The organism is Peterkaempfera podocarpi, from assembly GCF_042466665.1.
Lineage (GTDB): Bacteria > Actinomycetota > Actinomycetes > Streptomycetales > Streptomycetaceae > Peterkaempfera > Peterkaempfera podocarpi.
Map to the genome: position 1 here is coordinate 8644202 of NZ_CP162102.1, position 13110 is coordinate 8657311.

Genomic DNA, 13110 nt, shown 5'->3' on the forward strand with positions numbered 1-13110 from the left:
AGTTCTCGCACAACAGCCCCCGTTGGGCGACGGCATCTTCACCGTGGCTCGGGTGATGTCCCGCCTGGAGCCCACGGCTCTCACGCCGCGGCTTGGGATGCCTGTCGAGGCGGCTGTTCATCTCCCGCTCGAACCGTCCGGACGGGCTCACAGGAACGTTGGGGCGGTGCCTTGCCGGCTGGAACAGCAGCTTTGTCGGCGACGGGTGAATCGAGGTTCTGGATCACTTTCCGTGCCAGAGCCACGGAGCGTCACCGGAACCGCGATCACGAACGGCTGTGGCTGCTGTACCCGCCTCATGGACAGCCAGAGCAATCGGTTGTCCATGAGCGCCGCCCCAAGGCAGAATGAGCGTGTGGCAACGTGAAGAGCACCGGCTGGCCGGAAGTCATGGCGCAAGGTGGGAAATGGCTGGTCCGTCCGCGACGGTGACCGCTGGATCTGCCTCGTGTGCCACGAGCCTGTGCGCTCCTACCAGTACCGCTTCTATCCGCCCGAGTCCTCCAGCTTCGAGCGCTGCATCGGGTTTGCCTGGTGTTCGGCGTGCCGGATCTACTCGGGCAACATGGTCTACGTTCCTCGCAAGCGCGTCCTGGTCGACGCCCTCGCCTCGCTACCCGCCGATGACCGCGACCGGTTGCTCCGGAATGAGGTCGCACTGATCGAATACTTCGACAGCCGCGGCCTCGGCCAGCACTGACCCGAGCCCCCATCCTCGGCGTGCTGCGCCGCCTGCAGTCGTGCCCACCCCCCCGCGTCGACCCGGGGTGAGGACCGCCGCTCGGTTCCGTTTCTCGGCCCCCGCTCTGTTCCTTGCCGATCAGCGCTCCTCCCGCAGCCGGCCAGTGGCTCATTGCTGCCGCTGACCCAGGTGCTGCGCGGCACCGTGAGCACCTTGCAACCACTTACTCCGATATCGTAATATCCGATATCGTGAAGTCAGAATCCGTATCACCGGGCAGGTCTGCGCTGCTGGCCTTGCAACGCGCGACCCACGCCACCTTGCACCTGATCGCCACTGAACTCGTCGACCTCGACCTGACCGTCTCCGAGATCAACGCACTGGCCAACCTCGCCGACGGCCAGGGCCGCACCGTCTCCCAGTTGGGGGCCGCGGTCGGCGCCCGCCCCACGACGCTGACCAGCGTGCTGGACCGGCTGGAACGCCGCGGCCACATCACCCGCGGCACGCGCGCCGGCGACCGCCGCTCGGTACTCATCGAACTCACCGACTCCGGGCGCGCAGCGGCCGCCGTCATCACCCAGACCCTGACCACCATGGAAACCCGCACGCTGGCCGGCCTGCCCGCCGAAGCGGTCGCCGGCTTCTATGCCGTTCTGGACGCGCTGGTCAAGGAGGGGCCATGACCACAGAAGACCACGAACCGCACTCCGGCCACGCCGCACATCTCCACGGGCTGCTCAAGAGGCTGACCGCCCCAGCCAAGCGCCTTCGGCGGCATCTGCACGCAGGCCACGGCGCGACCGAGGAGTCCTCGCCATTCGCTCAGCTGATGGGGGAGGTGATGGCGAACGCCGAGCGGTTCGGGCACCGCCAGCACGTCCAGCTGACCTGGCTGGCCGTCCGGCGCTACGGCACCAGTGCGGCGGTCGACCTGGTCAGCGACGGCATCCAGCGCACCGCCCGCTACGCGGGCGCCCCGCAGAAGTACAACGCCACCGTCAGTCGGGCCTGGGTCGAACTGGTGGGCCACCACGCCGAGCAGTCGGACACCGTCGACTTCGAGGCCTTCGCCGACCAAAACCCTGCGCTGTTCGACAAGAAGCTGCTCACCGGCTTCTACCGGTCCTCGACGCTGGCAAGCGGCCCGGCCAGGACCGGCTGGGTCGAACCGGACCTCGCTCCGTTCCCCTGGCAGCAAGCCGACAGGTGAGACGGGACTCAAACGCATCCGCTCTGTCGGCCGGTCCGTCCGACCTGCGGGGGCTGAAGCTCGCCTGCAGGGTCGGCAACGGCCCTGCCGATCGCCGGCAGGATCACGTGGTCGACCGGCGCCGCGGAGGCCGCGGCGAGGGTGAGCATCGCGCTGAAGGCGATCTGCAGGCGGTCGTCGGAGTCCCGGCGGCCCGCGGTGACCAGGGTGATCGCCAGGACGGCGGCGACCGTTCCGACGGCCGAGCCGAGCAGCCAGGCGACCGAGAGGGCCAGTGAGGTCCCGGCGATCCGGGTGAGAGTGCTGTGCAGGGCCCGGTTCACCGAGCGGTAGGCAGTGGAGGAGTTCACCATCAGCAGGGCGCCGGCCACGGCCAGGTACTGATCCTGGCCGGGCAGCCAGCTGGCGGTGAGGCCCCACGCGGCCAGGGCGGCGATCAGGCTCTTGAGGAGGTGCACCGCGGAGTGGCTGCCGCCCGAGCGGGACACCACAGGCCGCCGGACCGCCCCGATCATGGAAAGTTGCACACATTACCTTTCGGCTTGGACCAGGTCACCTTGCTTGAGCTCGTGAGGGGCCATCGCCTCGTCGGCGCAGATTCGTGCAGAGATGAATCCCGCCTGCAGGGCAGCGCGCAGTGGTCAGGCGCAGGCCACCGTCGCCAGGAAAGCTCTCCGGGTCCCGCGCGTTCAGGCGGGTGGCGGTCGTGAGCTGTCCGGGTGAGTCCAACGTATTGCCCGCAGGGGCCGGGCCGATTGCGGGCAGGCTGCAGGTGCAGGTCGCGGTGGGCGCGTCCAAGGAATTCCCCGAGCCCTTGGAAAGAGCTGCCGCGATGGCGCCCCGGGAGGACAGGCTCCCGGGGCGACCCCCCGCACATCTCGACGCTGCACCGGACGCTGCAACCGGGGAATTCGCCCGGACGCGGAGTGTCAGTGGCGCTGGAAGCCGACTGCGGGGCGAGGCAGTCCCGCTGTGAAGGCCTTGGACGTCTTGAACGCTTTGACGGCTGAGGCCAGGCCGGCCTGCACGTCGCCCGTGTCGAACAGCGGCATGGCGCATCCGGACCGGTCGAGGGCCAGTCGGCTGATCAGCACCTCACCGCCGACCAGCGCAAGGGGATGCCACGATCACCTCACTGGGCCTCGGTGGAACGGTCGTCCTCGGCGGTACGGGTGGCCCGGACCGGGACGTGCGTGCCGCGCTCGTGAAGGTGGGCCGCCGGTGTGCGGTCAAGGAGGAGGCTGAGAACCGCTGTTGAACGGCATGAACGAGTTCTCGGGACCACCTTCTCGTGGTGATCCCGGTGGTGCCGTGCGGCCTGTGCAAGGTCCATGTCGAATACAGCGGTGAGAGAGTCGGATGAGCGTTCCGTCGGGGTTTCCCGCCAGCACGGCCTGGCGGGAAACCCCGCGACGACCAGAGCCCTTGCCGCGTTCGGCGGTGGGGATCCCGGCGCTGCCAGTCCCACGCCGCTCACCGGCTTATCGGCCGTCCGGATGCCGCGGGGTCGTGCAGAGGTGGTTCCGATGTGGGAGGCCACGCGACAGACCTCGCGCCCCACCCGCGGCCCCGGGCTTCAGCCCCGGGTCACCTGGACGGCACGCCCTCCAGGTCGTACTGGTACTGGTGGCTGGTGTGCGTGGGCAGGTAGCCGAGCGCGTCGTTGATCCGCCTGATGTGGGGGTTGGCGTCAGCGGTGTCCGTGAGCAGGCCGTCGAGGAGCGGATACCGCATCCGGGCGTGCCGGACGGACGCGGCCTTCATCCACAATCCCAGGCCATGCCCGCGGTGCTCGGGCAGGACCGCAGTGCCGTAGTGCCGGGCGTTGCGCTCGCCGTCGCCGGGAACGGCCAGTTCGGTGAACCCGGCGACTGCCCCGTCCGACTCGCTGACGGCGACGACGGTGTGCAGGACGTCGCCCCCTGACTCGACCGCCGCCACGGCGGCCCGAACGCGCTCCAGGTCCCAGGGCACGGCATGGAAGTCGGCACCGCCGGACGGCGTGTCGTTCATGGCACGGCGGGACGCGACAAAGGTGTCGGCGAGTTCGTCCGGGACCATGCCCTCCCAGGACACGAGCCGGTAGCCGGGGTGCGGCTCCTCGACGATCCCGGTCACCGCCGCGAGGTCCGTATCGGCCAGCGACAGCCGAGCCGAGGTCAGAGTCAGGACCGTGTGAAAGCCACGGGCTGCCAGAACCCTTTCGGCGGGGGAACCGGCCTCCACATGCGCGATGACGCGTCGGCGGCCGTGTCCGTGCGCGGCGGCCACCGCCGCATCCAGGAGACGCACACCCGTGTCATCGAGCGACTCGTCGGGACGCACATGCAGTTCCAGCCCCGCGAGGTGGTCCTGCCCCGCCCGGGTGAACACGCGCAGGAAGGCCGACCCGACAGGAGCGCCGGTGGTGTCGCACGCGAGCCAGGCCAGGCGGTGGCTGGAGGCACTGACGTCGGGGTCGATCAGAGCGATGATGCGGGAGGACATGGCGTCTCCATGCACAGTGGGTGGCGGGACGGGGGCAAGGCTGCCCGCCTTCGCGGACAAGGGACGGAGTCGCCCCGGATGCAGCGGCGCCGGCGCCCCGGAACGTCATGTGACGGCACGTCAGTGGACAGCGCGTGCCGCGTCGCGCAGCCTGCGCCACCTGTAGCCCACGGACGCCGGCCCCGCGCTCCCGGAGCCGGGTCCACCGGTCTCCCAGTCCTGGGCCGCCTCGGCGAACGTCGCTTCGGCCCGCATCGCCCGGGCCGACCGTTGCGCCTTCCCGGCTCGGGCGGCCAGCCGCAGGTCCTCCGCCCCGATCGTCTCCAGCTGCGCCCGGACGTGGCTGAGCAGCGTGGCACAGGCCTCGGAGATCGCGCTCTCGCCCAGCGGGCGCGCCGGCAGGTCGAGCCCTTCGGACAACCGCTGCTCCAGGGCCGTCCGCAGATCCTGCAGAGAGATGTCGCGGATGGTCAGTGACAGGTGGGCGGACAGTCCGGCGGTACCCACCGCGCGGTGCGCGAAGCCCCGGGGGACGTACAGCACACTGCCGGGCTCCAGGACGCTGTGCAGGAGCCGCCGGGAGTGTTCGTCGTCCGGGAGTTCACCCGGCGACCAGTCCGCCACCGCCGGTGCGTCGTGGACGTACCAGGTCTTCCGTCCGGCCACCTGGAGGACGAACACGTCGGCGTCGTCGCGGTGCACCGCGAGACCTTGACCGCCGGCGGGTGTGACGAAGAAGAACGCCTCGACGTGCCGGCCGATCTCCTCGCCCAACCGCGCCACCAGTTCGCTCGTCGGGGCGTGCCACTGGTCGACGCACCGCAGGAGCAGCGTCGCTCCGCCGCGCAGGAGCGAGACGACCTTCGCGCGATGGGCGAAGCCATGGTGCGCCGTGCCGTTGACCATGCGGGACGTGGTGTAGGCCTCGGGCGGGACGATGACCTTGTTGGAGCGGACCATCTCCAGATAGGGGGTGCGCAGCAGCCCTTGGTCGAAGGCGGCGTCCAACCCCTCGAGGTCGAACGGCGAGGTGAACCTCTCCGGTGCGAAGACCGCGGGCTTGCGCTGCCACTGCGTTGCGGCGAAGCTCTCGACGTCGCCGACCCAGTCGGCCAGCGTGGGTGATTCCATGGTGCTTTCCCGTGGTGTCAGGGTGTTCAGTGCGTGTGGCCGAGGGGGTCCGCCCGGAACGGGGCGTGGGCGGGTTGCGCACGGGAGGGGTCGTGCGTGGGGGTCGCGCCGCGTTCGTGGACAGCGGCGGGAGAGGGAGCGTGGTGCCTGGTCATGCTCCGGCTCCCGCTTCGAACCGTACGGAGAGCAGGGAGCGCAGGGGGATGTGCGTCTCCTGCCGCGAGCCGCGAATGGCGAGCCGGTTGTCGAAGGCGACGTCCAGCAGACTCTCGGCCAGGGGCACGACCAGGTGCTTGGCCCAGCAGCGGGCACCGTCGAACCCGAACGGCATGAACGCGGGCGTCTTCTCCGGGTCCGCCACGCCGGCCCACCGCTCGGGTCGGAACTCCAGCGGCTCGGACCAGTATCTCGGGTCACGGTGCATGAGGAGCGGGAGAAGCGCGAGGTTGTCCTCGGGGCGGATCTCCGGGTGGAGTCCGGTGTACTCCTCCCCGCCTTTGCGGAACAGCATCCACGCAGGCGGGAGCAGCCGCAGCGTCTCCCACAGGACTGCGGTGAGGTCGGCTCGAGGTCGCCTCTGCGGACAGGCCGGTCCCATGAGCCACAGGGCGTTGGCGGCGAGTGCGGCCACGCCGTCGCAGAGAGTCGCCGTCGCCCGCCGGTACAACGCGATGGCCTGCCTGCGGCCCTGGGTGTCGGAAGCGCCGCGGATCTGCTCGGCGAGCGCGGTGCCCCCGCCCTGGACGTCGGATCCGGGCCAGAGGGTGACGGCCCGGTCGACGATCCGGGAGAGCGTGTCGGAGCGGGTGACGCCGCGTTTCGACAACAAGGAGACCGGGAGGGGGTCGGACGAGAACAGCCACGCACGCAGGTAGGAGGTGGCGGCGTCGGGCCAGGCACCGGACAGCCCGCGCGCCGGGGGCGGGGGAGTCCCGATGCCCGCCATGACGTCCTGCCCCAGCGCGCGGATCGTCTGTGTCGCGCTGTCGTGGTGGACGTCCGCTCCTGCGGCGGGCTTGTAGACCGAACGCTCCGATGGCAGCACAGGGCGCGCGGCGACGATGTCGGAGATCAGGGGGAAGTCGGAGACGCCGATCGTGGTCGCGTCGATCCGAAAGACTCTCTCTTCTCTGGCCAGCAGGGCCTGGATCCGCGGGGCGAATACGACGGAATGGTCGCGTATTTTTGTGGGCGCCGGTTCTTCCACGAGAAATCCGCCTCCATTGGAGTGGCGATGGCATGCGTTCCCCACGCGGCAGGCGGAGAATTCTGGGCGTTGAACGGGCAGGACCGCCGCTTTGCGGCCCGGCCTGCGACGGAGTCCGACGCGGGGCGCGGCCGTCGGGGACTGCGGCAACCAGGGGTTCTGTACCGCCGTGGGAGGACGCGGCGTGGTCGCGTCCTCCCACGGAGACGGTGCGTCAGATCACGTGGTACGGCCACGCGTTGCTGGCGAGGTCCTCATTGTGCTTGAACTTCTTCACGAGCGCCTTGATGGTCTTCATGACTACTCCATTCCTTGGTGCGAGGCGCGACGGAGCGAGGATGCCCGCGCCGTCATTTCCATTCGGCATTCCGATCCGGAAGCCGAGCGATCTCATTGGATCCCGGGCCGGAACCGAAAGCGAGAGTCCCTGACGCCGCCTTTACGGACGATGAGGTGATCTTGACGGCGCGCTCACGTCAGAGCGGCATCATCCATGCGGTATGCCCTATTTCATGGCGATTCGCGCGTCTGGACCGGCAGCGATGACCGCGGGTCGGGCTGAGACGGAGACCGACAGGGCCCTCACCCCCTACCTACGGGTGCAAAGCGACGAGGAACGCGGGATGGCAAAGCCGCCGCCCTCAGGGAGGGGGGTGCGCCCCCCACGGGGCGTCGGCTGTCTCCATGGATCAGCGGCCGTGGCAAGGGTCCCCTCCGCACAGCGGCGACGATCGGGTGGTGGACGGGCACCGCTGCCGGTCGGTGATGGCGCCAGATGACAAACCCGGTCCGGCGATCGTGGTGGAAGACACCGACGTCGGCGGGCACCGGATAGTGACCTGGGTGGAACACGGCACAGCCATCACCCCGGCGCTGGTGGCCCGGACGAGCCGCCGTGCGCAGCACTCGGGCCGGGCCCCTCATCAGCGCCGCCCCCAGGTCGTCACCCGCCTCCACCAGGAAGGGGAGGCAGCGGACTGAAGGCTGCGCCCAGGAGCACCGTCCACACCGCACCAGGGAGGCCGGACACAGCAAGGAACGCCGACGGTCGGCCGCGGACTACCCAGCAGGGGGCGTCGCGGGATGTCCGCTCGACGGCGCCGGACCCACCCACCAGCCCGGGGGTCGCGCCGGAGCCCAGTCGGGTCCCCGGTGTGCGAGCCACCACTCTCCGATCGTGTGGAACTTCTCCTCGAACGCGCTGTCCCGGCCGACGAACGGCGTACTGCTCGGTGCCCGAAGGCGGGTACGGCGTCCACCCTCTTCGTACAGCACGACCGCGCGCTCCCCGAGGGCGGATTCGACCTGGACGCCCTGGATCCGGGACCATGGAATGCTGCGGCGGCCCCAGCCGTACACGATCGCTGCCGAAGGTGTGAGGGCGATGCCGTGCCGGTGGGACATAGTCGCCAGGACCAGCAGCCCGAGGACGATCCCGGCCGCCGTCTGCATGAGGCCGGTGTACAACCCGAGCACGGGAGTGGCGACACCCGCCATCACATAGGCAGGAAACACCGGCCACAGGCGCTGCATCAGCGTCATCCGATACCGGATCGGCTCTACGTACACCGTCCCGGACCGCTCGCTCTCGGTCATGCTTCCCCCACGACATCCCAGAACCGCTTCCGCGGCCACCAGGAAAGCACGGCGCCCCGCAGAGGGAGCGTCCAGGGGGTTCCTCCAGGCTGGCAAGCGGGCACGCTGTCGCGAGGGGTCGCGTCCGGGTATCTGTGGACAACAGGGAACGCGAGCACAAGTTCCAGGCAGGAGGCCCGAGTCCGCACAAGGGGGAACCCCCGCTTGTCCCGGCGAGCATCGAGGCCGTGCGTGAGCCCGATCCCGGCTGTGCTCAACGCACGTCCACGTAGTCCTGCCAGCTCGGGGAGCCCGTGTGGAAGACGTCGTCAGTAACCTTCGTAGCGGACAGTGAGGGCGGCCATGAAGGCTTGCGCTGCGTCCGCGGCACTGCCACGGTGGTGCGACCAGTTGTCGGGGGAGGGCGGACCGGCTGGCGGGCCCGGTGGCCGAGCCATGGTTAGGCCTCCGCGTCGGTGTGACAGGAAGTCCCGGCTCGCAGGGCGCTGCGTAACGCCGGATCCGTTCGGTGTGGGTCAGGGCTGGACGGCCCCAAGCGGAGACGATAGAGCTTGACGCTGCTCCAAGGGCGCATGCCATCCCGGTCACGCCTGGTCTCGGGCGGGTGGCGGGCTCTCGGGCCACACTTCGAATGCCTGTGAGATCCCGGCCGGCGGTCCGGCACGGAAGCGGTTGCGGATCAGCGCTGCGACCTTTGCCACGGCATCGGGTCTACCGCCCAGCTCCACCTTCACCGGGCCGGCACCAGCACCTGCGCGGGCAACCGACTGTGCGGCGGGTTCTGCGATCGGGGCCGACGTGTCCACCTGCCAGCGGGTGCGGACCACCTGATCGGCGGGTGATACGTAGTCCCCTGCCGTGCCTGGGCCGGGGACAGTGATCAGCCTGAACGACTGGCCTACCGTGTCGGCGACCACGTGTGCCACGGGCAGCGCACCAGAGATCGACATGTGCACCATTGCGCTAGGTTCCCGCGAGGGGCTGGTACTGGTCATCGGTCTCCTCAGCGGTCGGTTCCTCTCTCAGGGTCTGCCGATGGCGGGCCTGCGGCATCTGGGCAGCAGGGAGTCTCCGGTCCCCGCGTACACCGGGCGGCGAGGCGCGTGCGCAAACGGCTACGACGCCGGGTTCCCTTTCGGCTCCCTGGCCGCGGGAGTCCCCGCGCTGTAACGTTTTGATCAAGCAGTCGTGGTTCCGAAGTTCTGGCCCGCGACTACATGCTCCAGGCGTTATTGCTGTCCAGCGCCTCTCCGGACCAAGGCGATCACCTCCGGGGCGCGCACGTGCGGGACCCGACCAGTTCCCTTAGGGAGAAGCGCATGGCTACTGGCACTGAGGGTTTTCCCACCTCAGGCTGATGTAGCCAGTTCGAGGGCGAGGACGGCCTTGACGATGTTGGTGATGCGGGTGGTGCTGCAGCGGAGCTTGCGCAGGAGACGCCAGGTCTTGAGGAGGTGCGGAACTGCCGCACTCCCCGAAGACGCCACCGCCCACCTCCCGGCCCTCGGCATCCTCCGACCCACCCTCGCCCCGCTGCGCCCGCCCTGACGGTGCTCACATCGAGTCGCATTCGCGAGCGGATCGGCGCACGTCACGGGCGTGGTCGGGGAGTGCACCTGCTCGGCCCCAGCGCGGACCATGCTGCGCCGCGGGACGCCCGCCCGGCCATTCGGGTGTCTCGGAAACCACGGCCGTGCCATAGTGGCGGCGCACAACTGTCCCCGGGGGAGGCCAGGATGAGCATCACGGTCGAGACGTGCACCGTCGCCGGACGGTCGACTGCGATCGGCGCGGCGGGTCCGTAGACGCTGGTGGTGGACCGCCCCGTGCCGTCGGGCGGCGGACTCGGATTCAACGGCGGGCAGCTGTTGTATCTCGCGGTCGCCGCATGCGTGTCCAACGATCTGTTCCGCGAGGCGGACGCCTCGGGAATCTCCCTGCATCGCGTTGCGGTACGGGTGGCGGGCGAGTTCACCGGCGAGCCGGCCGTGTCGGCACCGATCTCGTACAGCGTGGAGATCAGCGGTGACGCCTCCGAGGATCGACTGCGTGCACTGGTCGCCCACGTGGACCGGATCGCGGAGATCCCCAACTCGTTGCGCGGCGGTACGGAGCTGCGGCTTGACGCGACACAGGTGACCGCAGCGGACGGCTGACGGCAGCCCACCTGCGCCCTCGTCCGCCACGGGCTCGGTGGGGCCGCGGGCGTACCACCCTTGGGCGGACGGTCAGGGCCAGGTGAGTCCGGCGAGCCATGCCGAAGCCGCACCGCTGCTCCCCGCCTTCCGGCCGGTGACCGACGACGCCTCGGGCCGGGCTCTGGTGGTGTTCCGGCGGCTGGTCCCCGCAGGGGCCGGTGGGAGCAGCAGCGGGCGGTCCCGGCGCCCCGTACGTGGCCGTCGGCAGCGGACGACGGCCACGTGGTCGTCACGGTGGTGATGGCACGGCACGCGGCTGCCGGCTGCCGCTCCAAGGACTCCGCGCGCCGCCCGCTCTCCACCAGCGGTGACTCTTCCCTGGCAGCTGCACCGGGGGAGGAGGACGCGCCGCGGTGCCGCCAGGAGTGCCCAGGCCGACGCCCGGCCGGAGGTCCTGGGCGGGTTCGGCCTACTGCTGCGCCGACTGGGGGTCCTCAGCAGCGGGCCCGGGGCGCGCCCGCAGGCCGGCCCGCGGGGAGGGTTCGATCACCCGCCTCCGGCGGAACCGTTCAGGCGTCGATGATCACCGGGATGATCATGGGCTTGCGGCGGTGGGTGCGCCAGGCCCAGGCGCCGACGGCGCGGGTGATCAGCTGTTCAAGCTGGTGCACCTCGCCGATGCCTTCCTGCGCGGCCTTGGCCAGTGCCTTCTCGATGGCGGGGATCACCGGCTCGAAGGTGGTGTCGTCGTGGACGAAGCCCCGGGCCAGGAAGTCCGGCGGCTCGGCGAGCTCGCCGGTGTCGGCGTCGACGATGGCGACGACGGTGACGACGCCCTCGTCGGCAAGGGTCCGCCGGTCCTTCAGGGAGCCCTCGGTGGCACCGCCGACCGTCATGCCGTCGACGTACACGTAGCCGGCGGGGACCTTGCCCGTGACCTTGGCGCGTCCGTCGATCAGGTCGACGACGACGCCGTCCTCGACGATCAGGGCGCGGTCGCGCGCAACCCCGGTGCGCACCGCGATCTCGGCGTTGGCCTGCAGGTGGCGCCACTCGCCGTGCACGGGCATGACGTTGGCGGGCTTGACGATGTTGTAGCAGTAGGCGAGCTCGCCGGCGCTGGCATGGCCGGAGACGTGCACCTTGGCGTTGCCCTTGTGGACGACGTTCGCGCCCCAGCGGGCGAGGCCGTTGATCACCCGGTAGATGGCGCTCTCGTTGCCGGGGATCAGGGAGCTGGCGAGCAGGACGGTGTCGCCCTTGCCGATCCGGATCTCGTGCTCTCGGTTGGCCATCCGCGACAGCGCGGCCATCGGCTCGCCCTGGGAGCCGGTGCAGACCAGGCAGACCTTCTCGTCGGGCATGCCGTCCAGCTCCCGGGGCTGCACCAGCAGGCCGGGCGGAACGGTGAGGTAGCCGAGCTCCTGGGCGATGCCCATATTGCGCACCATGGACCGGCCGACGAAGGCGACCTTGCGGCCGTGCGCGTGGGCGGCGTCCAGCACCTGCTGGATGCGGTGCACATGGCTGGCGAAACTGGAGACGATCACGCGGCGGGGTGCGGTGCGGAAGACCTGCTCGATCGCCGGGTTGAGGTCGCGCTCGGAGATGGTGAACCCGGGGACCTCGGCGTTGGTGGAGTCGGTGAGGAAGAGGTCTACGCCCTCCTCGCCGAGCCGTGAGAAGGCCCGCAGGTCGGTGATGCGGGAGTCCAGCGGGAACTGGTCCATCTTGAAGTCGCCGGTGTGCAGCACCAGCCCGGCGCGGGTGCGCAGGGCCACGGCCAGGCCGTCGGGGATGGAGTGGTTGACGGCGACGAACTCGCACTCGAACGGCCCGAAGCGGCGGCGGTCGCCCTCCTTGACCCGCACCGACTTCGGGATGATGCGGTGCTCCTTGAGCTTGGCCTCCAGGAAGGCCAGCGTCAGCCGCGAGCCGACGACGGGGATGTCGCTCCGCTCGCGCAGCAGATAGGGCACACCGCCGATGTGGTCCTCGTGGCCGTGGGTGAGGACGATCGCCTCGATGTCGTCCAGGCGGTCGCGGATCGAGGTGAAGTCGGGGAGGATCACATCCACGCCGGGCTGGGTCTCCTCGGGGAAGAGCACGCCGCAGTCGACCACGAGCAGCCGTCCGGCGTGCTCGAAGACGGTCATGTTGCGGCCGATCTCCCCCAGCCCGCCCAGGGGGACAATCCGCAGGGCGCCATCGGGCAGCGGCGGCGGCGGCCCCAGTTCCGGGTGCGGGTGACTCATGATCTCACGCTACCTGACAGTTGCCTGCCGCGATGGCGGCAGCCTCGGCGCTCTCGCAGAGCTGGACGTGGGCGGCCCCGTGGTGCAGTGCAACGTTGGTCGGACCGAATGCGGTCCACACGGGGTTGCCGTCGCCGCCGAGCCGGGCGGCCTGGTCGAGGAGATCCGACGCGGTCGCGGCCGCGGCCGTATCGGCTCCCGCCTTTTCGGCGGGCTGCTCAGTGACACATCCGGTCCCCGCGGCGCTGTCGGCAGCACTTGCCCCGTGACGCCGGCCGCGAGCGGTGCACGACCTGGGCGCGGGCCTGCTGGACCTCGCACTGGCCACCGTTGCCCTCAACGCGGACAGGCGGGTAACGGCCACGACGTTTCTTCACCTGACAAGGACCTTCGACAACCCT

The 13110-nt window shown here is 70.1% G+C and carries 13 protein-coding genes and 1 pseudogene; 5 read left to right on the top strand and 9 right to left on the bottom strand.

The genetic code is table 11. The features are described 5' to 3' along the window. Positions 1–463 precede the first annotated feature (463 nt). The 3 genes from AB0761_RS37650 to AB0761_RS37660 all read left to right on the top strand — a co-directional run bounded on the left by AB0761_RS37650 (position 464) and on the right by AB0761_RS37660 (position 1895). Positions 464–700, top strand: a complete 237-nt coding sequence (locus tag AB0761_RS37650) for a hypothetical protein (RefSeq protein WP_377273776.1) — start codon at positions 464–466, stop codon at positions 698–700. A gap of 278 nt (positions 701–978) precedes the next feature. Next, complete coding sequence (locus AB0761_RS37655; protein WP_377273777.1) at positions 979–1368, top strand: MarR family winged helix-turn-helix transcriptional regulator; 390 nt, start codon at positions 979–981, stop codon at positions 1366–1368. Next, positions 1365–1895 carry a hypothetical protein gene (locus AB0761_RS37660; RefSeq protein ID WP_377273778.1) on the top strand — a complete coding sequence of 177 codons (531 nt, stop codon included), beginning with the start codon at positions 1365–1367 and terminating at the stop codon, positions 1893–1895. The genes AB0761_RS37655 and AB0761_RS37660 overlap by 4 nt, the downstream gene beginning before the upstream one ends. 8 nt (positions 1896–1903) lie before the next feature. Here AB0761_RS37660 and AB0761_RS37665 read toward each other — a convergent pair whose 3' ends face one another. The 5 genes from AB0761_RS37665 to AB0761_RS37685 form a co-directional block, all read right to left on the bottom strand. Further along, positions 1904–2410 carry a hypothetical protein gene (locus AB0761_RS37665; RefSeq protein ID WP_377273779.1) on the bottom strand — a complete coding sequence of 169 codons (507 nt, stop codon included), beginning with the start codon at positions 2408–2410 and terminating at the stop codon, positions 1904–1906. Positions 2411–2824: 414 nt separating this feature from the next. After that, positions 2825–2989 carry a hypothetical protein gene (locus tag AB0761_RS37670; RefSeq protein ID WP_377273780.1) on the bottom strand — a complete coding sequence of 55 codons (165 nt, stop codon included), beginning with the start codon at positions 2987–2989 and terminating at the stop codon, positions 2825–2827. 493 nt (positions 2990–3482) lie between these two features. Next, a complete protein-coding gene (locus AB0761_RS37675; protein WP_377273781.1) occupies positions 3483–4382 on the bottom strand; it encodes a GNAT family N-acetyltransferase in 900 nt (299 codons plus the stop codon). Positions 4383–4502: 120 nt separating this feature from the next. Further along, positions 4503–5513, bottom strand: coding sequence for a JmjC domain-containing protein (locus AB0761_RS37680; RefSeq protein WP_377273782.1), 1011 nt, complete (start codon positions 5511–5513; stop codon positions 4503–4505). 151 nt (positions 5514–5664) lie between these two features. Then, positions 5665–6720, bottom strand: a complete 1056-nt coding sequence (locus AB0761_RS37685) for a cytochrome P450 (RefSeq protein WP_377273783.1) — start codon at positions 6718–6720, stop codon at positions 5665–5667. 843 nt (positions 6721–7563) lie between these two features. Between AB0761_RS37685 and AB0761_RS37690 the strand changes: the two genes are divergently transcribed. Beyond that, positions 7564–7701: a hypothetical protein gene (locus AB0761_RS37690; RefSeq protein WP_377273784.1), complete on the top strand. Its 138-nt coding sequence runs from the start codon at positions 7564–7566 to the stop codon at positions 7699–7701. A 78-nt stretch (positions 7702–7779) separates the two neighbouring features. Here AB0761_RS37690 and AB0761_RS37695 read toward each other — a convergent pair whose 3' ends face one another. From AB0761_RS37695 to AB0761_RS37705, 3 genes and pseudogenes are all read right to left on the bottom strand, one after another. Beyond that, positions 7780–8316: a hypothetical protein gene (locus tag AB0761_RS37695; RefSeq protein WP_377273785.1), complete on the bottom strand. Its 537-nt coding sequence runs from the start codon at positions 8314–8316 to the stop codon at positions 7780–7782. Positions 8317–8900: 584 nt separating this feature from the next. After that, positions 8901–9311 carry a hypothetical protein gene (locus AB0761_RS37700; protein WP_377273786.1) on the bottom strand — a complete coding sequence of 137 codons (411 nt, stop codon included), beginning with the start codon at positions 9309–9311 and terminating at the stop codon, positions 8901–8903. Positions 9312–9665: 354 nt separating this feature from the next. Beyond that, positions 9666–9857 (bottom strand): annotated as a pseudogene (locus tag AB0761_RS37705) (IS5/IS1182 family transposase); the annotation flags it as partial. Between the two features lie 273 nt (positions 9858–10130). Between AB0761_RS37705 and AB0761_RS37710 the strand changes: the two are divergent. After that, a complete protein-coding gene (locus tag AB0761_RS37710) occupies positions 10131–10472 on the top strand; it encodes an OsmC family protein (RefSeq protein WP_377273787.1) in 342 nt (113 codons plus the stop codon). Between the two features lie 551 nt (positions 10473–11023). Here the strand turns inward: AB0761_RS37710 and AB0761_RS37715 are convergent. Beyond that, positions 11024–12709, bottom strand: a complete 1686-nt coding sequence (locus tag AB0761_RS37715; RefSeq protein WP_377273788.1) for a ribonuclease J — start codon at positions 12707–12709, stop codon at positions 11024–11026. Positions 12710–13110: the final 401 nt, after the last annotated feature.